We start from the raw sequence: 24,196 nt of genomic DNA on the forward strand, positions 1-24,196 counted from the left end.
CTTTGCTGCGCCGCCTTGCTAGAGATGAGCAGCCGAAGCAAAATCACATATTGCACCTTCTTGGTTAAGGAGGTCTCAACGTGTTAAACGGCAAGGCAGGTTTCCTGTGAAATTTGTGCGCCTGCACAGGTGGTATTGCTCAAATAATGGGCTCACAAAAATGGGGTGGAGATGTCGAACAAGAAAAAGCCGCTGGTTGTTCTGACCCGGAAACTGCCTGACCCGGTGGAAACCCGAATGCGGGAATTGTTCGAGGCCCGTTTGAACATAGACGACCATCGCATGTCGCAGCCCGAAATCATCGCAGCGATGAAAGAGGCTGATGTTCTGGTGCCTTGCATCACTGATGTGATTGATGCGGCAGCGATTGAGCAGGCTGGGCCCAATCTCAAACTCATCGCCAATTTCGGCAATGGTGTTGATAATATCGACGTGGCTGCGGCTGCAAAGCGCGGCATTACCGTCACCAACACGCCCAATGTTCTCACCGAAGACACCGCTGATATGACGCTGGCGCTCCTTCTCATGGTGCCGCGCCGTCTGGTTGAAGGTGCCAACGTGCTCAACGAGCGCGATGGCCAGTGGCCGGGCTGGTCGCCGACATGGATGCTCGGCCGCCGCATCTGGGGCAAGCGCCTGGGTATTGTCGGCATGGGCCGCATCGGCACGGCGGTTGCGCGCCGCGCCAAGGCTTTCGGACTTTCGATCCACTATCACAACCGCAAGCGGGTGAGCGCGCAGATCGAAGAAGAGCTGGAAGCCACCTATTGGGACAGCCTTGATCAGATGTTGGCCCGTATGGACATCATCTCGGTCAATTGTCCCTCGACACCGGCAACGTTTCATCTGCTTTCCGCGCGCAGGATCGCGTTGATGCAGCCGACGGCTTATCTGGTGAATACAGCGCGTGGCCAGATTATCGATGAAAATGCGCTGGTCGATCTGATTGAGCAGGGCAAGCTTGCCGGTGCAGGCCTTGATGTTTTCGAACATGAACCTGCGGTCAATCCGCGCCTGCTCTCACTGGCGCAAAAGGGCAAGGTCGTCTTGCTGCCGCATATGGGGTCGGCCACGATTGAGGGCCGTGTTGATATGGGTGACAAGGTGATCATTAATATCAGGGCTTTTGTCGACGGTCATCGTCCGCCGGACCGTGTGCTTCCGAACAGAACCTGACTTTATTTGCTGGCGGTGAGACGATCAGCAGCCGCATTGCCAGCGATGAAGGTGAGCACCGATCGTGCATAAAGGCGCGGGTTTTCCGCCGGAACGCTATGGCCCGAATCGGGCAGGATGATCAGTTTCGCACCCGGAATATGATGCGCCATGAATTCCGTATGCTCGCGTGTGATGGCCGTATCGTGATCACCGATCACGATGGCGGTCCGCACATTGATTTTTGCGAGATCATCAATCGAATAATTCGGCTCATTGGCCCAAAGGGCATGAATTTCCTTGTCGATGCTTGCATAATGGCGCAGTTCGGGAATTGGCTTGCCTTGCGCGCGCGCCAGCGCAAAGCCGGTTGAGCCTTCCGGCGTGACATTGGCAGCCTGTGCGAACAGGCTTTTCAATCGTTGAGGATAGCGCATGGCAATATCGAGACCAATTATGCCGCCATCGCTCCAGCCAACCAGATCGACTTTGTCAATGTTGAGATAATCGAGCAGCGCCACATAATCATCGGCCATCAAGTCATAGGTGATCGGTTTATTGGTGCGTGTCGAGCGCCCTTGTCCGCGGCTGTCTGCCACAATCACCATATGATCGCGTGCCAGAATCGGCAGTTGCGCATCCCAGACATGCTGGTCGGAAAGACCGCCATGGATCAGCAAGATCGGCGGACCTTTGCCCACGACACGGTAATACATTTCAATGCCGTTGACGCTGGCAAAGCTTGCCGGGGACGCCGTTATGGTCATACGGGAAATTCTTTCAAACGAGACGGCTGAAGGCAAAAAAAGGGCGAGACCGAGAATGAGCCCTGCGATTCTTATTGTCGCTTTTGCCTTCATGGTCGCACACTTACGGCCTGCGGATCAGCGTTGGCAGATCATAAAGATAGGCGATCCGCTTGATGGCATCCTTAAGCGGCTCCAATGTGACGCTCATCGTGTGACCGCTGGCATGGATCAGCATGTCAGGCGCAGCACAAATGGCAACGTGGCCTTTCCAGAAGACGAGATCGCCGCGCTTGAGATTGGAATAATCCGCATCAGGCGCGATAACCTCGCCGAGCGTGTTTTGCTGCATGTCCGAATCGCGCAACACTTTGCGACCCGCCACCCACATTGAAAGCTGGACAAGGCCGGAACAATCAATACCAAAGCCGGATGTCCCGCCCCAGAGATAGGGCGTATGCATGAGCGTTTCGGCAACCGCAACGAAATCCTCGGCATGGTCGCTCAATGGCTTGAGATGCCGGGCAATCAGCGCTTCGCCGCTCGCAAGCAGCGCATATTCGGTGCCGCGTTTTTCAGAGGAGCCGACGATTCGCACGCGCGCGCCAAGCGACAATGTTCTGGTGTGCGGGAAGCGAAGATCATTGCCAGGATAGACGAATGTGCGCGGCGCGATCACCATATGCGTCGCCTCAGCTTCCGGCTTTTCGAGTGAAGCCGCTGATACGTAGCCGGTATAGCCGTCGCGTTCAGCCTGAACCCAGCACCAGCCAGCCTGTTCGTCAAAAACACGAACCCTATCGCCGAAGATAATTTGCGTTTGCGGTCCGCTGTCCGGGCGCGGGTCGGCGCGCAGATCGACCACCGAATCGCAAACCTGCATCACTGTGCCGGACGTAAAACGCCTCGCCTCCACCTGACCGCTCAACCGTTCATCGGCGAGATCGGGACGGTAGGCATTCAAACGATGGTCGAGCATGCTCACAATGGTAACTCCCTGGCATTGGCGATCACCAGATCGCCCAGTCTTTCGACATAAAGCGCGCCAGCGACTGTTCTTTTAACTAGCACATTTCGACGATCTTTTTCATCACGATGCCGGGAGACGAGATTGAGCGTGCCCATCGTGTCGAGCGCACGCGTTATCACCGGCTTGGTGACATTCAGCTTGGCTGCAAGGCCGCGCACCGTATGCGGCGGCGGCTCCAGATAAATGGTCAGAAGAACAGCAACCTGCCGCGTGGTCAGGTCAGGCATTTCATCCTGCACCTGTGCCAGCGAAAGCGTTCTCAGCAATGTCAGTGCCTGCAAAGGCTTCAGTTCAACGGGCATGTCATACCGAATGCTTGGTCATTGTTTCGGACCCGTATCATTCAACGCTGTTTTCTTTTTGCAGGCAAGTCATTTCATCTTTGTTGCGACCGGGCTGCGTATTTCTCTTTGAGAAGCGCATAAAGCGCCCGAATGGCCTGTGCTTCGCCGCCAACAGGCGAAGCAGGCTTTTCGACCGGCACCCAGCCGTAAATATCGAAATGCGCCCAAGCCTTTGCCTTCTCAACAAAGCGGCTCAGGAACAGAGCAGCCGTAACGGAACCGGCAAAACCATCGGTGGTGACATTGTTGAGATCCGCAACGCGCGATGAGAGTTTTTGCGTATAGGGCTGCCACAGCGGCATGCGCCAGAGCGGATCAGCCGTCTCGGTGGCTTTGTCTGCAATAGTCGCAGCCAGCGCATCATCATGTGTGTAGAAAGGCGGCAGATCGGGGCCGAGTGCGACGCGCGCAGCCCCTGTGAGCGTTGCCATGTCGATGATCAGGTCCGGCTCTTCTTCATCGGCCAGTGTCAGCGCATCGGCCAGAACCAGACGGCCTTCCGCATCGGTATTGCCGATTTCCACCGTTAACCCTTTGCGGCTTTGCAGCACATCGCTCGGGCGGAATGCATTGCCTGCAATCGAATTTTCGACCGCCGGGATGAGCACGCGCAGCCGCACGGGGAGCTTGGCATCCATGATCATGGACGCAAGGCCCAGCACATTGGCAGCGCCACCCATATCTTTCTTCATCAGCAACATGCCGCTTGCAGCCTTAATGTCGAGACCGCCGGTATCAAAGCATACGCCTTTCCCGACCAGCGTGATTTTCGGATCGCTGTCCTTGCCCCATGTGAGATCGATAAGGCGCGGCGCGATGCTGCCTGCGCGACCGACCGCATGGATCATCGGGAAGTTTTGTTTGAGCAGCGCATCACCTTCAATGGTGCTGACTTTCGCGCCATTTCTGGAAGCAAGATCGCGCGTTGCCTGTTCCAGCGCGTCCGGCCCCATATCATTGGTGGGCGTGTTGATGAGGTCACGTGCCAGCGTCACGGCATACGCAATCGATTGCGTTTCTGCGGCATCCACACCTTCCGGCACCGCCAGACGGATCATCTTGTCGCTGCCCTTGCGGTAGCGCGTGAAATTATAGCCACCCATCAAGAAGGCGAGGGCAGTCAGCTCGGCGTGATCCGGTTTTCCTTCAATGTGCCAGTCGCCTTCGGGCAGACCACGCGCCAGTTTTCCGGCGAGCAACTGCGACTGTCCGCCCTGTGCAATATCCCCGGTGCCAAACAGCGCCCCAGCAATCGTTCCATCGGTACCGGGAAGCACCAGAACCTGACCGGCCTGGCCGTTAAAATCATTGGCCTTCGCCCAGCTTAGGGCATCCTGCGTCAATCCCGCCTGATCAATGGCATTTTTGCTGATGAACCAGACTGGGCGGCTTTCGGCTGATTTTGCGGCTATGATCTCAACGGTCATGATAATCCTCGGCAATAAAAATTTATAATAACTCCAATAAACAAATAGCCCCCCTGCGTGAACCGGGTGGCTATTCAATTCTGCATGAAGCGATGAAATTCAGCGTTGATCGTAAGTTTGAACCTGCGCTGCACGATAGTCAAAAGCGGAAGCGGGCTTTCCTGCAAAAAGCGCCATACCACTGACGACAGCAATAATCGCCAGCGCACCGATGAGTGTGCATTCGATCATCGCTGCACCCGATCTGTTCTTGAAAAAGCGCGTCATCAAAGCCGGCATGTTACTTACCCTGAGCTGAAGTCTCGTTGGGGCTTCTTTTATTGCCTGCCAATTGTGATGAGTTTAAGAAACAAGGAAAATAAACCGTTAATATCGGTTGGAAACAGCTTCAATCTGGTTTGGGTTAACGGATGGCAAACGCAAGGCGATAGGCTTATATGCGTGTAACCACAGTCATTGCCTGAAAGATGATCAATGCCCGAATTGCCAGAGGTCGAAACGGTTCGCCGGGGTCTTGAACCTTTTATGGAAGGTTCAACAATTGCGCGGGTCGAGCAAAACCGGCCCGATTTGCGTTTTCCCTTTCCGGATCATTTTGTTGAACGTCTAGCGGGGCGCCATATAGATGCGCTGGGGCGGCGTGCGAAATATCTGACCCTGCATCTTGATGACGGGCTGTCGATCATCTGCCATCTCGGCATGTCCGGCTCGTTTCGGATTGAAGCGGATGATGCGCAAGCCATACCCGGTGACTTTCATCATGAGCGATCCAAAATCGCCAAACATGATCATGTCGTTTTCCATCTCCTGCGCCCGAATGGTGCAGCCGCACGCATCATTTATAATGATCCACGGCGGTTCGGCTTCATGCTTTTTGCAGAAAAAGGCACGTTGGATATGCATCCTCTGCTCAAAGGGCTGGGCGCTGAACCCACCGGCAATCGCCTGTCAGGTGAATTGCTTGGAACCCTCTTTGAAGGCCGCAAAACACCGCTGAAAGCGGCGCTTCTTGATCAGCGTCTGATTGCTGGACTGGGCAATATCTATGTCTGTGAGGTTTTGTGGCGCTCCCGGCTCTCACCCATGCGGTCTGCGGGTTCCATTGCCAATGATAAGCCGGTGCTTGAGCGTCTGGCGGGCGATATTCGCAGCGTGATTGCCGAGGCGATTGCCGCGGGCGGGTCGAGTCTTAAGGATTATATTCAGGCCAATGGCGCGCTCGGTTATTTTCAGCACTCATTCTCTGTCTATGGGCGTGAGGCGCAGCCATGCCGTGCACCGGGCTGTGGTGCTTTGGTGGAGCGTGCCGTACAGGCGGGCCGCTCGACCTTTTTCTGCGCCTCCTGCCAAAGTTGATATTTGGCTGGTCTTGCCAAATGCAAAGCCTCGGTCCACCTTGGCCGCAAAATATGAACCGATCAAGGAGGAGAGGTTTCCCCATGGCTTATGAAACGATCATTGTAGAAACGCGCGGTGGCGTTGGTCTTGTCCGTCTTAATCGGCCACAGGCGCTTAATGCATTAAACAGCACTGTGCTGAAGGAACTCACCGAAGCACTGGCTGCTTTTGACACCGATGGCAGAATCGGCGCGATCGTTCTGACCGGCTCCGAAAAGGCCTTTGCGGCCGGTGCCGACATTAAAGAAATGCAGCCGATCAACTTCGTTGATGCCTATTTGCAGGACATGTTTGCGGAGTGGCGCAAGGTGGATCGCGTGCGCAAGCCAATCATTGCCGCCGTTTCAGGCTATGCGCTGGGCGGGGGCTGTGAACTTGCCATGATGTGTGATTTCATCATCGCCGCCACCAATGCCAAATTCGGCCAGCCGGAAATTACTCTGGGGGTGATGCCGGGCATGGGTGGCTCGCAGCGTCTCACGCGCTTTGTTGGCAAATCGAAGGCGATGGATATGTGTCTGACGGGGCGCATGATGGAGGCCGAAGAGGCCGAACGCTGCGGCCTTGTCTCGCGTCTGGTTGCACCGGAGGAACTCATCGAAGTGGCGCTGAAGGCGGCGGAACGCATAGCTTCCTTCTCACAGCTCTCCGTGCAGATGGTGAAGGAATCGGTCAATCGTTCTTACGAGACCACCCTTGATGAAGGTTTGCGTTTTGAGCGGCGCCTGTTCCACTCGCTCTTTGCGACGGAAGATCAGAAAGAGGGCATGGCCGCTTTTATCGACAAGCGCACGCCATCTTTCAAGAATCGCTGATCGTGTGATTATAAAGACAGAGCTTCCCGTGCCGTTTAGCCAGATTGGCGTCTCAGGCGGCGGAAATTTCAGCCAGAAGGCCGCATATCCGGCCTTCTGGCTGGTTTGCAGATCAGAATCCTCGTTGACGCGAAGATAAAGCTGATCTATAAGCCCGGCACGGATCGGTGGCCCTAGGCATTATGGCTGCCCTAGTGGTTTTGTGCCCAACGGTTTGACCAAATGGGCTAGCTGACAGAAAAAGAGAGGCATTTATGGCCAATACTCCTTCGGCCAAGAAGGCAGTGCGCAAGATAGCCGCACGCACCGAAATCAACAAGTCGCGCCGTTCGCGCGTTCGCACTTTCATCCGCAAGGTTGAAGATGCGCTCCTGAGCGGCGACAAGGAAGCAGCATCGGTTGCTTTCAAGGCTGCTGAGCCAGAACTGATGCGCGCCGCTTCCAAGGGCGTCGTTCACAAGAATACAGCTGCTCGTAAGGTTTCGCGCCTTGCCGCACGTGTTAAGGCTCTGAACGCCTAATATTTCCTGAAATTAAAATCAGGTTTTAGAAACCCGGCTCATTGTTAGCCGGGTTTTTCTTTTTGGAATGATTTTAAGGAATGCGCTGATATGTTTGAGCCGGCACCGCTCTGTATTAATTATGCAATTAATTCGTAAAATTTCGCAGTGTTCCAGAAAGTGACTGGTGCAATTTCCTTTTCTTTTTCAAAAGCTTGTGAGGTATTATCCACACTTATCCACAGGCGTGCCGAAGGACTCGGAAGCGGGTTTGAGTCAAGCAAATTATTAAAAATTATTTTCCTAGGAGAACAGACAGTGGCCGTCTAAAAAATCAGCAATCAAAACACATTGAATCCAAAGGTGTTATTTCTTTGATGCCCGATTCTCCGGTCGCGTTTGCAGGCCATGCAAGCCTTAATTGAAGAAAAAACAGCAATTCTTAGACTTGCTCTTTGCCACAAGGCTTCGTTAAAGTCAGGGCTCAAGAGAGGTGGGCCACGGCTCAGAGTTAGCATTAAAATTTGTTCTATATTGGCGCGGAATGTTCCTCCGCGAATGCTTAGTTCTGTGTCTAAGGTCCTGTTCCTGTTATGTTTGTCTCTTATGGGGGTGCTTACCATTCATTAACCGGAATGCTGTTTTAGGCGCATCTTCGTCAATTGAATGGTTGTCGCAAGACCCGTTCCGGGCAATCAGCTTTGAGCAAGGATTTTGTGAGTCGACGCGTAACCGAAAAGGAGCGTCCGGGGGTTGGTCCATGGCATGTGTTCGAAGCGTGGACTGTTTGAGTTTGTGTTTGGCCCTTCCCGTGAGGGCTTGAGTTAAAATGTGTACCTGCGAGGCGACCGGATCAAAAGATCAGGCGGACCTACGCGGGAAATAACGACAAGCGCCGCAAAAATGGCGCGTAAGAATGTGAAGGCAGGCGAGATGATGGCAATGATGACTGGTAAGTCGACGGCAACGATGGGTGATGATGCGCATGCGAACCGTATCCATGGATCTTCTGCTAAAGGAAAAGACACAAGCCTCATGGTGAGTGCTGATACTGGCGTCAGCGATGACGTTTTTGATCGTCTGACGGCAAAGCTCAAGGCGCGCGTTGGCAGCGAGATTTACTCAAGCTGGTTTGGCCGCCTGAAACTGGACGATCTCTCCAAAAGCGTTGTCCGCCTGTCCGTTCCGACAGCTTTCCTTCGCTCATGGATCAACAATCATTATTCCGAATTGCTGACGGAACTCTGGCAGGAAGAAAACCCGCAGATTCTGAAAGTTGAAGTGGTCGTGCGCGGCGTGAGCCGTGTGGTTCGTGCGCAAGCACCTGCTGAAACCAGTGATGCCGCCGAAGCAAAGTCGCCGGCTGCAATACGCGAAAAGGTGGTTTTCCCGGTCGGTCAGCCCAGCGCTGACAAGCGCGGCTCCACAGTCGTCGCCGAATCGGCATCAGGCGCGGTTCTCGGCTCTCCCCTCGACCCGCGTTATACGTTTGATTCTTTTATCGATGGTGCTTCCAACCGCGTGGCTCTTGCCGCCGCCCGCACCATTGCAGAAGCAGGCTCAAGTGCCGTGCGCTTCAACCCGCTTTTCATTCATGCATCCGTTGGTCTTGGCAAGACGCATCTTTTGCAGGCCATTGCCGCCGCAGCTTTGCAGCGTCAGGAAAAGGCACGTGTTGTTTATCTGACGGCCGAATATTTCATGTGGCGCTTTGCCACCGCCATTCGCGACAACAATGCGCTCTCGTTCAAGGAACAGTTGCGCGATATCGATCTGCTGGTCATTGACGACATGCAATTCCTGCAGGGGAAATCGATCCAGCACGAGTTCTGTCATTTGCTCAACACGCTGCTCGACAGCGCCAAGCAGGTGGTTGTGGCAGCAGATCGCCCACCATCGGAATTGGAATCGCTTGATGTCCGCGTTCGTTCGCGCCTTCAGGGTGGTGTGGCTCTCGAAGTTGCAGCGCCGGATTACGAAATGCGCGTTGAAATGCTGCGTCGCCGCCTGACTGCCGCACAGGTGGAAGATCCAAGCCTCAACATTCAGGATGAAATCCTTACCCATGTTGCCCGCACCGTCACCGGATCGGGCCGTGAGCTGGAAGGCGCTTTCAACCAGCTTCTGTTCCGCCAGTCGTTCGAGCCTAATCTCTCCATCGACCGTGTTGATGAACTGCTGGGCCATCTGACCCGCGTTGGTGAGCCAAAGCGCATCCGCATTGAAGAAATTCAGCGCATTGTTGCACGTCACTACAATGTTTCCAAACAGGATCTGCTGTCGAACCGCCGTACGCGCACCATTGTCAAGCCGCGTCAGGTTGCGATGTATCTTGCCAAGATGCTGACCCCGCGCTCGCTGCCGGAAATCGGTCGCCGTTTTGGCGGACGTGACCATACAACCGTGCTTCATGCCGTGCGCAAGATTGAAGACCTGGTCGGTGCCGATGGCAAGCTTGCGCAGGAACTTGAGCTTCTCAAGCGTCTGATCAACGATCAGGCCGCCTGATCGATAGAAATGAGTTAAAAAGCCTGCGCTGTGTCGATTTGAGACGCGGCGTGGGCTTGCTTTTCGCCTCAAAAATCTGCCACTTTAGCAAACCTTCTGGCGCCACAGGTGCCTTATTGATAGGGGCGTCTGCCCGTTGCGCGGTTGCCCAGTCCTAGAGAGCGAGTGCGTTTCAATATGCGTGTAACCCTGGAACGGTCAAACCTTCTTAAATCCCTCAATCATGTGCATCGCGTTGTCGAACGTCGCAACACGATTCCTATCCTGTCGAACGTGCTTTTGCAGGCCGAAGGCGCAAGCCTTGCCCTCAAGGCAACGGACCTTGATCTCGAGGTCAATGAAGCGACCGCTGCCATGGTCGAACAGGCGGGAGCCACCACCGTTCCGGCGCATCTTCTTTATGATATCGTGCGCAAGCTGCCCGATGGTGCGGAAGTCATGCTGTCGACGAACCCAGATGGCGGTTCCATGTCTGTGGTTTCGGGCAAGTCGTCCTTCCGCCTGCAATGCCTGCCACAGTCGGATTTCCCGGAACTGACTTCGGGTTCTTTCACGCATACTTTCCGCATTGATGCGCAGGCCTTAAAGCGCCTGATTGATCGCACGCAGTTTGCGATTTCGACGGAAGAAACCCGTTATTATCTCAACGGCATTTATTTCCATGCCATTGAAAGCGATGGAGCGCTCAAGCTGCGCGCTGTTGCAACCGATGGTCACCGTCTTGCGCGCGCTGAACTGGAAGCCCCTTCGGGTACTGAGGGCATGCCAGGCATCATCATTCCGCGCAAAACGGTTGCGGAACTCCAGAAGCTCGTCGACGCGCCGGATACGGTCGTTTCGGTTGAACTTTCGGATGCAAAGATTCGCTTCACTGTTGGTTCTGTCGTTCTGACCTCCAAGCTGATCGACGGGACATTCCCGGATTACCAGCGGGTGATTCCATCGGGCAATGACAAGAAGCTCACCATCAGCCGTCAGGATTTTGCAGCCTCCGTTGATCGTGTTTCGACCATTTCAAGCGAGCGTGGCCGTGCGGTAAAGCTTTCGATTGCCGATGGTCAGTTGACGCTTACCGTCAACAATCCCGATTCGGGCAGTGCGACTGACGAACTGGCTGCCGATTACGATGCTGACCCGATTGAGATTGGTTTCAACTCGAAATATCTGCTCGACATTACAAGCCAGCTTTCAGGCACCGATGCAGTCTTCATGCTGGCCGATGCAGGCTCTCCGACGCTTGTGCGCGATACCGGCGATGAAGATGTGCTTTATGTTTTGATGCCGATGCGCGTCTAGGATCTGTAAACCGACCGTGAGCATGTCTGAATCCAATATAAGCCGCCCGGATCGAGTTTCGGTCCGGCGGCTTAAACTTGTCAGTTTCCGCAATTATGCGGAGCTTTCGCTGCCGCTTGGCCCCGGCCATGTGGTGCTGACCGGCGAAAACGGTTCGGGCAAAACCAATCTGATTGAGGCTTTGTCGTTTCTGTCTCCGGGGAGGGGGCTGCGCCGCGCATCCTATGATGATGTGGCGCGCGCGGGGAGCCATGACGGCTTTGCCATTCATGCAGCACTTGACTGCATGATCTATGGCGACGCTGAAATCGGCACGGGTACGACAGGCGGGGGCGAAGGTGGCCGCAAGGTCCGCATCAATGGCATAGCCGCATCGGGCGATGAGTTGCTTGATTATGCACGCGTGTTGTGGGTTGTGCCGTCTATGGATGGGCTGTTTACCGGTGGCGCCTCGGACCGGCGGCGGTTTCTCGACCGCATGGTGCTGGCCATTGACACGGGCCACGGCAAGCGGGTGCTCGATTATGAAAAGGCCATGCGCGCGCGCAATCGTCTGCTCAGTGATGGCAATGGTGACACGCAATGGCTTGATGCGATTGAAAGCCAGATGGCGGAACTGGGCATTGCCATTGCGGCAGCACGCGCAGAAGGCATGCGGCTGATCGCGGCGATGATTGAGCGTCTGCCGACAGATGGGCCTTTCCCCAAGGCAGATTGCTTTCTCGAAGGATCGCTGGAACAGCGAATCGCTCTGGAAGCAGCTCTTGATCTGGAAGAGGATTTTCGCCGCACGTTGCGCGATGGCCGTGCGCGCGATCGCGCCGCGGGGCGCACACTCGAAGGCCCGCATCGAACCGATCTCATCGTCCAGCATCGGCCCAAATCGATGCCCGCAGCCCTTTGTTCAACGGGTGAGCAGAAAGCACTGCTGATCGGCCTTATTCTGGCACATGCAAGACTAACGGGAGAATTGTCCGGCATGGCACCGATTCTTCTGCTTGATGAGATTGCTGCTCATCTTGATACCGGACGCCGTGCAGCACTGTTCGGCATCCTTGACGATCTTGGCGGACAGGCATTCATGACTGGCACTGACCGATCGCTTTTTGAGGCGCTGGAAGGCGATGCGCAGTTTTTCAATGTGGCGGCGGGCCAACTGACAAAAATCTGAAAATAGTCGCTGACAGCGCATTTGCGCGGGCTTATGTTGAGCCATTATGAATGCATCATCAAAGCCTTTTTCACCGGAAGAACTGGAGCGCTATGCGCGCCATATCGTGCTGCCAGAGGTTGGCGGGCCGGGCCAGCAGAAGCTGAAAGCCGCCCGTGTTCTGGTTTTGGGGGCCGGTGGCCTTGGTGCGCCTGTGCTGCAATATCTGGCGGCGGCAGGCATTGGCACACTCGGTCTTGTCGATGACGATACGGTTTCGCTGTCAAATCTGCAAAGGCAGGTGATCCACGATACGGACAGTGTCGGGCTGGCGAAGGTGGAGAGTGCAAAGGCATCCATCGCGCGTATCAATCCGCATGTGCATGTTCAAACGCACGCCTTGCGGCTTAATGCCGAAAATGCGCAGGCCCTGATCGGCGATTACGACGTGATTGTCGATGGTTCTGACAATTTTGCCACGCGGTATGCTTTGGCTGATGCCTGTGCCGTGGCCGAGCGCCCGCTGGTCACCGGTGCGATGGGCCGTTTTGATGGCACTGTCACTGTTCTTATGCCTTATAGGCAAGGTGCTGACGGCACACAAAACCCATCCTATCGCGATCTCTTCCCCGATATGCCACCGCCTGGGACTGTGCCCACATGCGCGCAGGCTGGTATTCTTGGTGTGTTGCCGGGCGTTATCGGCAGTTTGCAGGCGATGGAAGTCATCAAACTGGTAACAGGAATTGGCGAGCCGCTGATCGGTCGGCTTCTGCTTTACAACGCCTTGAATGTGCGTTTCGAAACCATCCGATACAAGGCGCGCAAACCGAAATGACACAGCTTCGCATGATTGCGATTGGCCCCGACTTCGACCGCTGGAACGCCCTTTTGACGCTCGTTCGCGACAGTTTCGCCTATATGGATGGCATCATCGATCCGCCATCATCCGTGCATCTGCTGACGGTTGAAAACCTTAAGATCAAGGCCCGCGATGAACAGGGCTTTGCAGCCTTTCTTGGTGACGAACTGGCTGGATGCGTGTTTATCAAAGAAAAGCATGACCATTTTTATCTCGGCAAACTTGCGGTGGCACCAGCGCTGGAAGGGCAGGGCATTGGTCGCAAGCTGATGGAACAGGCTGATAAGACAGCTGTTGCGCGGGGTAAGCCGGTGATCGAGCTTCAGGTGCGCATTGAGCTGATACGCAACCGCGTGGTTTTTGAAAAGCTGGGCTATCGTTTAACCGCTGAGACTGCGCATCCCGGCTATAACCGCACAACATCAATCACGATGCGCAAAGACATTGCGCATCGTAATTAGCCGGTTAATCTTTTAATATTGTGTGGCGCGATCGACCACGTTTTCCAGCGTTCCATCGCGTTCAAAGGCTTCGATCTGCCGGATGATCTGCGGAACGATTGCACTGGCTGATGAACTCGCAGCCGCATGTGGGGTGATTGTGACTTTCGGATGCGTCCACAGCGGGTTATCGGTTGGCAATGGCTCCTGATTGAACACATCAAGCGTGACTGCGGAAAGCAAGCCACGATCAAGCGCTGCCAGAATATCGGCTTCGTTCTGCAAGCCGCCACGACCAGCGTTGATGAGCACAGGCGCGCCCAGCGGCCCGTCGCTTTTCAATTGCGCAAACATGCTCATGGACAGGATGCCCTTGGTGTCGGGCGTCAAAGGCAGAAGGCAGACGAAAATATCGGCAGTCTTGAGAAAGCGCGCAAAGCCTTCCTTGCCGTTGAAGGTCTGAATGCCGTCGATTTCCTGCGGACGGCGGCTCCAGCCCGTTACATTGAAGCCGAGCGTTTTTAGTTTCTCGGCTGCATCGCGGCCCAAAACACCCAGCCCCATGATACCGACGGTGACTTCATGGGCTGCTGGCTGGCGCGGGTCTTCGTGCCAGACATGGTTTTTCTGCTGCTTGCGATAGCTTGCACCAAGCCGGTGATGGTCAAGCACCTGCCAGACGACATATTCTGTCATGCGCATGGTGAGATCATCTGAAATGACACGCACCAGCGGCACATCAGGAATATGGGGATCATGAAAGACATGATCGACGCCAGCACCCAGCGAGAAGATCACTTTGAGATTGGGCAGATTTGTCAGTGAACCGGGCTTCTGCTTCCAGACAAGCGCATATTCGATGCTTGGGTCGTTGTCTGTGCGTTCTGTCACCACACTGCGATCCGGCCCATGCGCCTTGAAACTGTCGATCCAGATCGCCGGATCCCAATTGGTGAGTGCGAGAAGAATGTTTTTATCATTCTTGCCTGTCATTGTTTTACTCCTCCCGAAGTGGTCGTCTCCATGTGGAAGGCTGCCGCCATCAACGCTTTTGTATAGTCGGTTTTGGGATTGGCAAAGACTTCCTGCGAGGTTCCATATTCGACTGCCTTGCCATTGCGCATCACCAGCACATCATTGGCCAGTGCCCGCACCACTTTCAGATCGTGACTGATGAAAAGATAAGCGAGATCATGCTTCTTTTGCAATGCGCGCAAAAGATCGACCACCTGCGCCTGCACGCTCATATCAAGCGCTGAGGTTGGCTCGTCGAGCATCACGAATTTCGGATTGAGCACCATGGCGCGTGCAATCGCGATGCGCTGGCGCTGACCGCCTGAAAATTCATGCGGATAGCGAAAGCGGGTTTCAGGATCAAGGTTCACTTCCTTAAGGGCTGCCACCACACGTTCGTCGCGCGCATCCGCCGAAAGCTTTGGCTCATGCACCAGAAGACCTTCGGCAATGATATCGGCAATGGTCATGCGTGGGCTTAACGAGCCGAACGGGTCCTGAAACACGATCTGCATTTCCCGGCGCAACGGGCGCATATCCTTGAAGCTGAACTGCGCAATGTCGCGCCCCTCGAAGCGGATTTCGCCTTTGGATGAAATCATGCGCGACAGGGCGAGACCCAGTGTTGTTTTGCCTGAACCCGATTCACCCACCACGCCAAGCGTCTGGCCGGCGCGCAGTGTCACGTCGATGCCATCGACGGCTTTCACATGATCGACGGTCTTGCGCAGAAACCCCTTTTTGATCGGGAACCAGACGCGGACATCCTTGCCTTCCATCACCGTTTTGGCAGAAAGATCAGCCAGTGGCGGTTCGCCCTTTGGTTCAGCCGCCAAGAGATGCTTGGTATAGTCGTGCTGCGGATTATCAAAAATTTCGCGCGTTGGACCCGTTTCGACAATCTTGCCCTTGCTCATCACGCAGACACGGTCGGCGATCTTGCGCACGATACCGAGATCATGGGTGATGAAGAGCATCGACATGCCCTGCGATTCTTTAAGGTCCGCAAGAAGCTGCAAAATCTGCGCCTGTACGGTCACATCAAGGGCAGTTGTCGGCTCATCGGCAATCAGCAGCTTCGGCTTGTTGGCGAGCGCCATGGCGATCATAACGCGCTGCCGTTGGCCACCTGAAAGCTGGTGCGGGAAGGAGGCAAGGCGTTTTTCAGGATCGCGAATGCCCACTTCATGCAAAAGCGCCAGCGTGCGCGCGCGCGCCGCCTGATCCCCCATGCCCTGATGCATTTTCAGGATTTCAGCAATCTGCCGCTCGACCGTGTGCAGCGGATTGAGCGAAGTCATCGGCTCCTGAAAGATCATGGTGACATCATTGCCGCGCACGCGCCGCAATTCGGGCTCCTGAGCCTTCATCAGATCCTTGCCGTCAAACAGAATTTCCCCTGATGGGTGACTGGCTGACGGATAAGGCAGAAGTTTCAGGATGGAGAGTGCTGAAACCGACTTACCGGAACCGGATTCACCGACAAGTGCGACTGTTTCCCCCTGTCTTATGTCGAAGGAAACGCGGTCGACGGAAATGCGTTCTTCACCATTCTGGCGGAAGGCGACCGAAAGATCACGCACAGAGAGCAACGGCTTGTTCATGGACCCACTCATTGAAACGCCTTTCGTGGATCGAATGCATCACGGGTGGCTTCACCGATGAAAATCAGCAGCGATAGCATGACCGAGATCACCACAAAGCCGGTAATCCCAAGCCATGGCGCCTGAAGATTGTTCTTGCCCTGTGCGAGCAATTCACCAAGCGAGGCCGAACCCGGCGGCAGACCAAAACCAAGGAAGTCGAGCGACGTCAGTGTTGTGATTGAGCCATTGAGGATGAAGGGCAGGAAGGTGAGTGTTGCGACCATGGCATTTGGCAAAAGATGCCGCCACATGATGGTGGCGTTTTTCACGCCAAGCGCGCGGGCTGCATTCACATATTCAAAGTTTCGCGCGCGCAGGAATTCGGCCCGGACAACGCCGACAAAGGCCACCCATGAAAACAGCAGCATGATGCCCAGCAAGACCCAGAAGCCGGGTGGCAAAATCGCGGCAATGATCAAAAGCAGATAAAGAACCGGGATGGATGACCAGATTTCGATCACCCGCTGGAAAATGAGGTCGACCCAGCCACCGAAATAACCCTGCACGGCACCGGCGCTCACGCCAATGATTGCCGAGAAGAAGGTGAGGATGAGACCAAACAGCACCGATATGCGAAAGCCGTAAAGCGCGCGCGCAAACACGTCACGCGCCTGATCGTCGGTGCCAAGCCAGTTGAAATTGCCGATAATGCAATTGGGATCATTGACGCCGAGCGGATAGCGCTGGCAGCGCTGTTCTTGCGTATAAAGCCAGAATGGTTTTGAGGGGGCAGCCTCTGGAATGTCGTTATTGACGGTGTTGTAGGAATAACGCACCGGTGGCCAGAGCGCCCAGCCATTGGCGTTGATCTCTTCCTGTATCACCGGATCGCGATAATCGGTGACGGCATAAAAGCCGCCGAATTTTTCTTCCGGGTAATCGACAAAAACCGGCGCCAGCAGCTCGCCCTTGTAGGAAACAAGGATCGGCTTGTCATTGGCAATGAACTCGGAACAAAGGGCTGCGACCAGCAGAAACAGGAAAATCCACAGCGACCAGTAACCGCGCTTATTGGCCTTGAAATTCTGCCAGCGGCGGCGGTTGAGCGGCGAAAGAAATGGACGTTTAACACGCTTTGCCTGAGGGGTAAGAGTGGTGTCGGTCATCACACATCCCTCCGGTCAAAGTCGATCCGCGGATCGATCCATGTATACATCAGATCGGACAGAAGACCGACGAGCAGGCCGATCAGCGAGAAAATAAACAAGGTGGCAAACACAACCGGATAATCGCGATTGATGATCGACTGGTAGCCAAGCAGCCCCAGCCCGTCGAGCGAGAAGATGGTTTCGATCAGCAATGAGCCGGTAAAGAAGGCAGAAATGAACGCTCCCGGAAAACCGGCAATCACGATCAGCATCGCATTGCGGAACACATGGCGATAAAGCACCTGATTTTCGGTCAGCCCCTTGGCGCGCGCCGTCGTCACATACTGCTTGCGGATTTCTTCCAGAAACGAGTTCTTGGTCAACAGTGTGGTTGTGGCAAAAGCCGAGAGCACCAGGGCTGTAACCGGCAGAACCATGTGCCAGAGATAATCGCCAATCTTGGCCCAAAATGACATTTGCGCAAAATCAGGCGAGGTGAGGCCACGCAGCGGAAACCAGTCTAAGAACGAGCCGCCGGCAAAAAGCACGATCAAGAGGATCGCAAACAGAAAGCTCGGAATGGCATAACCGACAATGATGATCGCGCTGGTCCAGGTGTCAAAGCGCGTCCCTTCCTTGATCGCCTTGCGAATGCCAAGCGGGATCGAGATCAGATAGGACAGGAAGGTGAGCCAAAGTCCAAGCGAAATTGAGACCGGCATCTTTTCCTTGATGAGGTCGATCACGCTGATATCGCGGAAATAGCTGCGCCCGAAATCAAAACGCATATAGTTCCACAGCATCTGGCCAAAGCGTTCCAGCGGCGGCTTGTCGAAGCCGAACTGCTTTTCCAGATCGGCAATGAATTGTGGATCCAATCCCTGCGCACCGCGATATTTGGAGCTGGACGAACCGCTGTCCATATTGCTTTGACCAAAATCGCCGCCACCACCGGAAAGGCGATCCAGCGCATCGCCACCCTGACCGGAAAGCTGCGCAATGACGCGCTCAACCGGCCCACCGGGTGCAAACTGAACCACGGCAAAAGATATGGCCATAATGCCGAGGATGGTCGGGATCATCAAAAGCAGGCGGCGTAAAATATAAGCGCCCATCAGCTCTCAATGCTCCGCATGTTCAGTTTGTTGTTACGGCTTGCCAACAGCTTCCACTTTCTTCTGATCAATCCACCACAGCGTCTCAACCGGAAAGCCATAATCGGGCTTTGGCTCCTTGAAACCAAAACGATCCCAATAGGCGACCAGGTGATTCGCGACAGTCCAATTTGGAATCCACTCGAGCCGGATACGCAAGTACCGATCCAGCACCCGGATTGTTGCAACCAGCTCTTCGCGCGTGGAAACATTGCCAACATCATCAATCAGGGCGTCGATCATTGCGTCTGATGTGCCCGGAAGATTATAGCTGCCCGGTGTTTTTGCAGCTTCTGACCCGAACATGGACGCAAGCGATTCTTTGGTGGGCGTTGCACCAAATTGCATGGCGATGCCGACAAGATCGAAATCGAAATCCTGCATGCGCGCCTGATATTGGCTGGAATCCACCAGTCTGAGGCTCGCATCAATGCCAATGGCCCGCATTTTCTGTACGAAGGGATTATAGATGCGGGAGAAACTCTCGGAATTGCTGAGAAGCTCAAGCGAGAGCTTTTCGCCATTCTTGCTATGGAACTGGCCATTCTTGCGCACAAAACCCGCCTCTTCGAGCAGGGCGATGGCGCGTGAAAACTGCTTGCGGTCGCGCCCAGAGCCATCGGAAACCGGCATGAGAGCAGCATCCCCAAAGGCCGCTTCGGGAATTTTGCCACGATAGCGCTCAAGCACTTTCATCTCATCTTGCGTGGGCAATCCGACCGCCTGAAAATCTGAGCCGTTGAAACAGGATTGCGAGCGTTCATAGGTCGAATAGAAGAGGTTTGCATTGGTCCATTCAAAGTCAAAGCACAGATTGATTGCCTCGCGCACCTGCGGATCGCGAAAACGCTCCCGCCGCTGATTGAGCGCCCATGCCTGCATGAGTGGACTTTTTTCTTTTGGGAACGTGCGCTTGATGATCTTGTTTTGTTGAATGGCAGGGAAATCATAGGCTGTTGCCCAGGTCTTTGAAACGCTTTCCTGCCGGAAATCGATATTGCCTTTTTTGAAGGCTTCAAATTCCGGTTGACGGTCGCGATAAAACTCAATGCGGATACGATCAAAGTTGGCTGAACCACGCGCAACCGGCAAATCTTTCGCCCAATAATCCTCGACCCGCTCATATTCGATAAGCTGTCCGGCCGTGATTGGACCGACGCGATAAGCGCCTGATCCAAGGATGGCTTCCATGCTGGCCGCCTCGAAATCCCGATCTTTGAACCAGTCTTTTGACAATATCGGCAATGTCACTGCATTGAGAACAGCGCTGGGCCCACGACCGGAAGCAAAGTGCATGCGCACGTCGTGTGGGCCGATTTCTTTGATCGTTTCGAGTGCTGAGAGCACCTGCCGGATCAGTGGATGGCCTTTCTTTTTGAGCATCTCATAAGTGAAAACGACGTCCTTGGCTTCGATGGGCGAACCGTCGTGAAAGCGCGCTTCTTTGCGCAGCCGGAAGAGACATTTCTGACGATCTTTAGAAAGCGTAACGCTTTGCGCAATCAGACCGTAAACCGAATCCGGTTCATCAAGCGCCGGAGCCATCAGACTGTCAAAGGTTAGCTCCATGCGCGGCGGCGCATCGCCTTTGAACGTCAGGGTGTTGAGGGTGTTAAATGTCTGCGTGTTCTGGTTCCAGACCCACGTATTGGGTGCCAGTGTGAAGGTGCCACCCTTTGGCGCATCGGGATTGACATAATCGAAATGCGTGAAATCGGGCGGGTATTTCAGATCGCCAAAGGCTGACAGACCATGCAGGGGGGTGCCTGTGGCAAGCTTTGCGAAAGCCGTTTGCGGCAGGCAGGCCGCAATTGCAGCACTGCCTGTCAGTCCGAGAAAATGACGGCGATTGAGATGTAAGCCCGGCATGGCCGATATGCCCCCTTAATTCGAGCTGTTTTTGAGCTTTGCCTCCTTGGCAGGGCCCACCCACCAGGAGAAAGGGTCAATTCCAAGATAGTCGGGTTGCGTTTCAGGCATGCCGAATTTGTTCCAGTAAGCGACATTGATATGGTCGGAATACCATTGCGGAATGACGTAATAATTCCACAAAAGCGCACGGTCGAGCGCATGGGTCGCAGCCACCAGTTCCGCACGATCCTTGGCATAGACAACGCGATCAATCAGCTTGTCGATTGCCGGGTTTTTGATACCGGCATAATTGCGGCTGCCTTTATAGTCGGCAGCTTTCGAGCCCCACATGTCACGCTGTTCGTTGCCAGGTGATCCGCTCTGCGGCATAACAGAAGTTATAACGTCATAATCAAAATCATTGACGCGGGCCTGATATTGCGCGCTGTCGACAATACGAACGGTGGCACTGATACCGATCTTGCGCAGGCTTGCGGCAAACGGATTGTAAATCCGCTCATCGGTCGGATCCTTGCCCAGAAACTCGATTGTGAACTGCGTGCCTTTTGCATCAACGAGCTTGTTGCCCTGCAATTTCCAGCCAGCCTCGCCAAAAAGCTCAAGCGCCTTGCGCAGATTGTCGCGTGTCGCCTGTGGTGTATCATAGACAGGCAGTTTGAATTCCTTGGTCAGTGCATCGGCTGGCAGCTGATCCTGAACGCTTTGGAGAATGGCTTGTTCTTCAGGGGTCGGGACACCACTCAGATGCAGCTCATTGCCGGCAAAATAGCTATTGATGCGCTGATATTGATTGAAGAACAGCAGGCGGTTCATCGATTCAAAATCAAATGCATAGGTCAGTGCTTCGCGAACTTTCACGTCCTGAAACTTGTCGAGGCGCGTGTTGAGGAAATAGCCCTGCATGCGTCCGACCGCATGATAGGGAAAGGATTTCCTGATCACATCACCCCGTTTGACAGCGGGGAAATCATACTGTTCAGCCCAGCGCCGGGCGCTGTTTTCAAGCCGGTAGTCATATTGTCCGCCTTTCTTGAAGGCTTCCCATGTCGCATCTTCGTTGAGATAATATTCGTAGCGAACTTCATTGAAATTATAGCGCCCGACATTGACCGGCAGGTCTTTGCCCCAATATTCGTCGGCGCGCTCCCAGATAATCGAGCGCCCCGGAACCACGGATTTGATCTTATAGGCACTGGAGCCGAGCGGGATTTCCAGTGTCGGCCGGGTTACATCGCGCTGCTTGCCCTGCGCATCCTTGCCCGTCCACCAGTGTTTGGGGAGAATGGCAAGCTGGCCCATAATCTGCGGCAGTTCGCGATTGCCTGTCTGCGAGAAGGTGAACTTGACCTCGTGGTCGCCGGTCTTTTCCGCCTTTTCAACATCGCCATAATATTTGTTATACATGGGCGACTGCTTTTTGAGCACTTCAAATGACCAGATCACATCATCGACGGTGATCGGCTCGCCATCATGCCATTTGGCATTGGGATTGAGCCGAAATTTGACCCATGAGAAGTCATCAGGGTACTGCAACGCTTCCGCGATCAATGGATATTGGATCGATCCTTCATCGAGCGAATCACTCATCAATGTGTCGTAGAGCATGCCGCCGCCAAAATCTGACAGGCCCGCCGCCGCAACACCCTGAATGACATAGGGGTTGAGCGTGTCGAATGTGCCCACCGCCACCATGTTGAGTGCACCGCCTTTGGGTGCATCCGGGTTCACATAGTCATAATGTTTGAAATCGGCTGGATATTTGGGCTCTCCAAGCAGACTGGAGGAATAGCGCCATTGCGGATCGGCATCATTGGCATAGGAGCTGGAAACCGTACCGCTCAACATCGTTCCTGTGAGCATCGTAATTGCAAACGCGCCCGCCCAAAAAGCTCTCATCCAGCATCTCCGTTCTTGTCTCGGATATATTGGGAGCAAGTTTTATGGCTTTTTGCGGAGGAAGAAAGGCACAAGTTGAAAAAACATGTCGCCAGAGCAGAAGTCTGATCTGAGCAGACCGCACGCTCATAAAAAAACCGGGTCGAAACCCGGTTTTTATCATTGTTTCATCAAAGATTAATTGGCTGGAGCCGGTGCAGGCTCTGCCGGGGCTGCTGGTGCAGGCGCTGCCGGTGTTTCGCCACCTTCGGCAGGTGCTGCTTCCGCAGGCTTTTCACCTTCACTCGCAGGGGCCGCGTCGACGGTTGGAAGCGGGGCCGGATTGTCCGAAAGCGAACGCAGATAAGCAATGAGATCAGCGCGTTCATTGTCCTTTTTGTCGCCAGCAAAGCCCATGGCTGTGCCTTTGATATAGCCCTTTGGTGAGGTCAGGAACTTGTTGAGATGTTCATAATCCCACTTGTTACCCGCAGCTCCAAATTCCTTCATCGCAGCCGAATAGCCGAAACCTTCCACAGATGCAGCCGGGCGGTTCAGTACGTCCCAAAGATGTGGTCCGACCTTGTTGGCACCGCCTTTTTCACCCGTGTGACACGCAGCGCAGCGCTTGAAAACGTTCTGTCCGCGCGCAGCATCTGCGGATTGCAACAGAACTGCAATCGACACTTCTTCCTTGGCAGGTGCTGCTGCACCACCGCCCGCCGAAGCCTCTGTTGCTTCGATTATAAAACCTGGCTTTTCAGGGGCTGGCGCATGAAACAGCGTATCGGACAAAATGCCCGTCGTCATGACAACAAAAACCGTTGCCAGAAAAGCCATTATAAACTTGTTAGTTCGGGTTGAATTCATCGCCGGTCAGCGCTCCCTCTACTCAACGCCCTCCAAAGCCGGCATGCAGAACCTATGTTGAAAGGCTGGCAAGTCTCTCCCCGGCATCGGGCGGAAACTAGGTCTTTTAAGGGGGGGATGCAACACCTATAAGTGGTTCTGCACCCGTGACTTTTTGACACTTTTGCTGCATTTATTGAGCAGATAAAGGTCGTCATAAGGCCGCTGCTTTCAATGAAACACCAAGAGTCGATCATGCTTGAGAAGATGAAAACCCTGACACTTATCCCGGCGCGGCTCGGTTCCACACGGCTGCCGAACAAGCCGCTCGCCGATATTTGTGGCAAGCCGATGATCGTGCATGTGGCCGAAAGGGCTGTGGCAGCCTCGCTGGGGCGCACGGTTGTGGCAACCGACAGTGATGAGATATTCGCCGCAGTGATCGCGCATGGTCATGAGGCGATCATGACGCGCAGCGATCATGAATCGGGTTCGGATCGAATCTATGAAGCGCTTCAGAAACTCGATCCGGCGAATGAGGTGGAAGCCATCATCAATGTGCAGGGCGATTTGCCAACCATCGATCCGGAAACCATTCGTCGCGCATTGCGTCCCTTGCAGGACGGTCCCGCAGACATTGCGACCCTTGGTGTTGAAATCAAGCTGGAAGAAGAAAAGGTCAATCCGAATGTCGTCAAGATCGTCGGTTCGCCTTTGAACAATGGTGAGCGTCTGCGCGCGCTCTATTTTACGCGCGCCACAGCCCCCTATGGCGATGGGCCACTTTATCATCACATTGGCCTTTATGCCTATCGCCGAGCAGCGCTTGAACGCTTTGTGAAGATCGGCCCATCGACCCTTGAAAAGCGCGAGAAGCTTGAGCAGCTTCGCGCGCTTGAAGACGGAATGCGCATTGATGCCGAGATCGTCACAACAGTTCCACTTGGCGTTGATACGCAGGCTGATCTTGACCGGGCGCGCGAAATCATCGCAAAGGGTTTATGATTTAAAATAAAAGGATTTGGAG

Annotated in this window: 22 protein-coding genes; 10 read left to right on the forward strand and 12 right to left on the reverse strand. The window is 54.5% G+C overall.

The features are described 5' to 3' along the window. The first annotated feature begins 171 nt into the window (after positions 1-171). Positions 172-1,176 carry a 2-hydroxyacid dehydrogenase gene (locus ABE527_RS00640; protein ID WP_265982578.1) on the forward strand — a complete coding sequence of 335 codons (1,005 nt, stop codon included), beginning with the start codon at positions 172-174 and terminating at the stop codon, positions 1,174-1,176. A gap of 2 nt (positions 1,177-1,178) precedes the next feature. On the opposite strand, the gene ABE527_RS00645 is transcribed toward ABE527_RS00640, so the two are convergent. The 5 genes from ABE527_RS00645 to ABE527_RS00665 all read right to left on the reverse strand — a co-directional run bounded on the left by ABE527_RS00645 (position 1,179) and on the right by ABE527_RS00665 (position 4,981). Next, positions 1,179-2,015, reverse strand: a complete 837-nt coding sequence (locus ABE527_RS00645; RefSeq protein ID WP_499695800.1) for an alpha/beta fold hydrolase — start codon at positions 2,013-2,015, stop codon at positions 1,179-1,181. 10 nt (positions 2,016-2,025) lie between these two features. Continuing rightward, entirely contained in the window at positions 2,026-2,880 is an 855-nt protein-coding gene (locus ABE527_RS00650) for a C40 family peptidase (RefSeq protein ID WP_499696307.1), read from the reverse strand. 2 nt (positions 2,881-2,882) lie between these two features. Further along, positions 2,883-3,233: a MarR family transcriptional regulator gene (locus tag ABE527_RS00655; RefSeq protein ID WP_265982580.1), complete on the reverse strand. Its 351-nt coding sequence runs from the start codon at positions 3,231-3,233 to the stop codon at positions 2,883-2,885. 74 nt (positions 3,234-3,307) lie between these two features. Further along, positions 3,308-4,702: a leucyl aminopeptidase family protein gene (locus ABE527_RS00660; protein ID WP_499695801.1), complete on the reverse strand. Its 1,395-nt coding sequence runs from the start codon at positions 4,700-4,702 to the stop codon at positions 3,308-3,310. Between the two features lie 99 nt (positions 4,703-4,801). Further along, the gene (locus tag ABE527_RS00665) at positions 4,802-4,981 is read right to left on the reverse strand and encodes a Flp family type IVb pilin (RefSeq protein ID WP_265982582.1); all 180 of its coding nucleotides are present in this window, start codon (positions 4,979-4,981) and stop codon (positions 4,802-4,804) included. Between the two features lie 195 nt (positions 4,982-5,176). On the opposite strand from ABE527_RS00665, the gene mutM reads away from it, so the two are divergent. The 8 genes from mutM to ABE527_RS00705 all read left to right on the forward strand — a co-directional run bounded on the left by mutM (position 5,177) and on the right by ABE527_RS00705 (position 13,692). After that, entirely contained in the window at positions 5,177-6,058 is an 882-nt protein-coding gene (mutM, locus tag ABE527_RS00670; RefSeq protein ID WP_499695802.1) for a bifunctional DNA-formamidopyrimidine glycosylase/DNA-(apurinic or apyrimidinic site) lyase, read from the forward strand. Between the two features lie 83 nt (positions 6,059-6,141). Then, positions 6,142-6,915 (forward strand): enoyl-CoA hydratase, encoded by a 774-nt coding sequence (locus ABE527_RS00675; protein ID WP_265982584.1) that lies wholly within the window; start codon positions 6,142-6,144, stop codon positions 6,913-6,915. 254 nt (positions 6,916-7,169) lie between these two features. Continuing rightward, positions 7,170-7,436, forward strand: a complete 267-nt coding sequence (gene rpsT / locus ABE527_RS00680; protein ID WP_265982585.1) for a 30S ribosomal protein S20 — start codon at positions 7,170-7,172, stop codon at positions 7,434-7,436. Between the two features lie 921 nt (positions 7,437-8,357). Beyond that, positions 8,358-9,923, forward strand: coding sequence for a chromosomal replication initiator protein DnaA (gene dnaA, locus ABE527_RS00685; RefSeq protein WP_499696308.1), 1,566 nt, complete (start codon positions 8,358-8,360; stop codon positions 9,921-9,923). A gap of 177 nt (positions 9,924-10,100) precedes the next feature. Beyond that, positions 10,101-11,219, forward strand: a complete 1,119-nt coding sequence (gene dnaN, locus ABE527_RS00690; RefSeq protein WP_265982586.1) for a DNA polymerase III subunit beta — start codon at positions 10,101-10,103, stop codon at positions 11,217-11,219. Between the two features lie 22 nt (positions 11,220-11,241). Next, positions 11,242-12,390 carry a DNA replication/repair protein RecF gene (gene recF, locus ABE527_RS00695; protein ID WP_499695803.1) on the forward strand — a complete coding sequence of 383 codons (1,149 nt, stop codon included), beginning with the start codon at positions 11,242-11,244 and terminating at the stop codon, positions 12,388-12,390. A 46-nt stretch (positions 12,391-12,436) separates the two neighbouring features. Further along, complete coding sequence (locus ABE527_RS00700; protein ID WP_499695804.1) at positions 12,437-13,207, forward strand: molybdopterin-synthase adenylyltransferase MoeB; 771 nt, start codon at positions 12,437-12,439, stop codon at positions 13,205-13,207. Then, positions 13,204-13,692 (forward strand): GNAT family N-acetyltransferase, encoded by a 489-nt coding sequence (locus ABE527_RS00705; protein ID WP_499695805.1) that lies wholly within the window; start codon positions 13,204-13,206, stop codon positions 13,690-13,692. The genes ABE527_RS00700 and ABE527_RS00705 overlap by 4 nt, the downstream gene beginning before the upstream one ends. Positions 13,693-13,704: 12 nt before the next feature. Here ABE527_RS00705 and ABE527_RS00710 read toward each other — a convergent pair whose 3' ends face one another. The 7 genes from ABE527_RS00710 to ABE527_RS00740 all read right to left on the reverse strand — a co-directional run bounded on the left by ABE527_RS00710 (position 13,705) and on the right by ABE527_RS00740 (position 23,190). Continuing rightward, the gene (locus tag ABE527_RS00710; protein WP_499695806.1) at positions 13,705-14,664 is read right to left on the reverse strand and encodes a 2-hydroxyacid dehydrogenase; all 960 of its coding nucleotides are present in this window, start codon (positions 14,662-14,664) and stop codon (positions 13,705-13,707) included. Continuing rightward, positions 14,661-16,289, reverse strand: a complete 1,629-nt coding sequence (locus ABE527_RS00715) for an ABC transporter ATP-binding protein (RefSeq protein ID WP_499695807.1) — start codon at positions 16,287-16,289, stop codon at positions 14,661-14,663. The genes ABE527_RS00710 and ABE527_RS00715 overlap by 4 nt, the downstream gene beginning before the upstream one ends. An 8-nt stretch (positions 16,290-16,297) precedes the next feature. Further along, positions 16,298-17,437 carry an ABC transporter permease gene (locus tag ABE527_RS00720; protein WP_265982592.1) on the reverse strand — a complete coding sequence of 380 codons (1,140 nt, stop codon included), beginning with the start codon at positions 17,435-17,437 and terminating at the stop codon, positions 16,298-16,300. Continuing rightward, the gene (locus tag ABE527_RS00725; RefSeq protein ID WP_265982594.1) at positions 17,437-18,534 is read right to left on the reverse strand and encodes a microcin C ABC transporter permease YejB; all 1,098 of its coding nucleotides are present in this window, start codon (positions 18,532-18,534) and stop codon (positions 17,437-17,439) included. The genes ABE527_RS00720 and ABE527_RS00725 overlap by 1 nt, the downstream gene beginning before the upstream one ends. Positions 18,535-18,567: 33 nt before the next feature. Continuing rightward, complete coding sequence (locus ABE527_RS00730; protein WP_499695808.1) at positions 18,568-20,442, reverse strand: extracellular solute-binding protein; 1,875 nt, start codon at positions 20,440-20,442, stop codon at positions 18,568-18,570. Between the two features lie 15 nt (positions 20,443-20,457). Then, positions 20,458-22,341, reverse strand: a complete 1,884-nt coding sequence (locus ABE527_RS00735; protein ID WP_499695809.1) for an extracellular solute-binding protein — start codon at positions 22,339-22,341, stop codon at positions 20,458-20,460. Positions 22,342-22,518: 177 nt separating this feature from the next. Continuing rightward, positions 22,519-23,190: a c-type cytochrome gene (locus ABE527_RS00740; protein WP_499693255.1), complete on the reverse strand. Its 672-nt coding sequence runs from the start codon at positions 23,188-23,190 to the stop codon at positions 22,519-22,521. 234 nt (positions 23,191-23,424) lie between these two features. Here ABE527_RS00740 and ABE527_RS00745 point away from each other — a divergent pair, with 234 nt between their 5' ends. Then, complete coding sequence (locus tag ABE527_RS00745; protein ID WP_499693256.1) at positions 23,425-24,174, forward strand: 3-deoxy-manno-octulosonate cytidylyltransferase; 750 nt, start codon at positions 23,425-23,427, stop codon at positions 24,172-24,174. Positions 24,175-24,196: the final 22 nt, after the last annotated feature.

This window comes from Brucella sp. TWI432, from assembly GCF_039674445.1.
GTDB lineage: Bacteria > Pseudomonadota > Alphaproteobacteria > Rhizobiales > Rhizobiaceae > Brucella > Brucella chromiisoli.

Coding starts and splice junctions, on each gene's coding strand:
- ABE527_RS00705 (WP_499695805.1), top strand. CDS start 13,204: ATGACACAGCTTCGCATGATTGCGATTGGCCCCGACTTCGACCGCTGG.
- rpsT (WP_265982585.1), top strand. CDS start 7,170: ATGGCCAATACTCCTTCGGCCAAGAAGGCAGTGCGCAAGATAGCCGCA.
- ABE527_RS00745 (WP_499693256.1), top strand. CDS start 23,425: ATGCTTGAGAAGATGAAAACCCTGACACTTATCCCGGCGCGGCTCGGT.
- ABE527_RS00710 (WP_499695806.1), bottom strand. CDS start 14,664: ATGACAGGCAAGAATGATAAAAACATTCTTCTCGCACTCACCAATTGG.
- ABE527_RS00655 (WP_265982580.1), bottom strand. CDS start 3,233: ATGCCCGTTGAACTGAAGCCTTTGCAGGCACTGACATTGCTGAGAACG.
- ABE527_RS00740 (WP_499693255.1), bottom strand. CDS start 23,190: ATGAATTCAACCCGAACTAACAAGTTTATAATGGCTTTTCTGGCAACG.
- mutM (WP_499695802.1), top strand. CDS start 5,177: ATGCCCGAATTGCCAGAGGTCGAAACGGTTCGCCGGGGTCTTGAACCT.
- ABE527_RS00650 (WP_499696307.1), bottom strand. CDS start 2,880: ATGCTCGACCATCGTTTGAATGCCTACCGTCCCGATCTCGCCGATGAA.
- ABE527_RS00730 (WP_499695808.1), bottom strand. CDS start 20,442: ATGCCGGGCTTACATCTCAATCGCCGTCATTTTCTCGGACTGACAGGC.
- ABE527_RS00675 (WP_265982584.1), top strand. CDS start 6,142: ATGGCTTATGAAACGATCATTGTAGAAACGCGCGGTGGCGTTGGTCTT.
- ABE527_RS00720 (WP_265982592.1), bottom strand. CDS start 17,437: ATGACCGACACCACTCTTACCCCTCAGGCAAAGCGTGTTAAACGTCCA.
- ABE527_RS00700 (WP_499695804.1), top strand. CDS start 12,437: ATGAATGCATCATCAAAGCCTTTTTCACCGGAAGAACTGGAGCGCTAT.
- ABE527_RS00715 (WP_499695807.1), bottom strand. CDS start 16,289: ATGAACAAGCCGTTGCTCTCTGTGCGTGATCTTTCGGTCGCCTTCCGC.
- ABE527_RS00640 (WP_265982578.1), top strand. CDS start 172: ATGTCGAACAAGAAAAAGCCGCTGGTTGTTCTGACCCGGAAACTGCCT.
- ABE527_RS00735 (WP_499695809.1), bottom strand. CDS start 22,341: ATGAGAGCTTTTTGGGCGGGCGCGTTTGCAATTACGATGCTCACAGGA.
- recF (WP_499695803.1), top strand. CDS start 11,242: ATGTCTGAATCCAATATAAGCCGCCCGGATCGAGTTTCGGTCCGGCGG.
- ABE527_RS00665 (WP_265982582.1), bottom strand. CDS start 4,981: ATGCCGGCTTTGATGACGCGCTTTTTCAAGAACAGATCGGGTGCAGCG.
- dnaN (WP_265982586.1), top strand. CDS start 10,101: ATGCGTGTAACCCTGGAACGGTCAAACCTTCTTAAATCCCTCAATCAT.
- ABE527_RS00645 (WP_499695800.1), bottom strand. CDS start 2,015: ATGAAGGCAAAAGCGACAATAAGAATCGCAGGGCTCATTCTCGGTCTC.
- ABE527_RS00660 (WP_499695801.1), bottom strand. CDS start 4,702: ATGACCGTTGAGATCATAGCCGCAAAATCAGCCGAAAGCCGCCCAGTC.
- dnaA (WP_499696308.1), top strand. CDS start 8,358: ATGATGACTGGTAAGTCGACGGCAACGATGGGTGATGATGCGCATGCG.
- ABE527_RS00725 (WP_265982594.1), bottom strand. CDS start 18,534: ATGGGCGCTTATATTTTACGCCGCCTGCTTTTGATGATCCCGACCATC.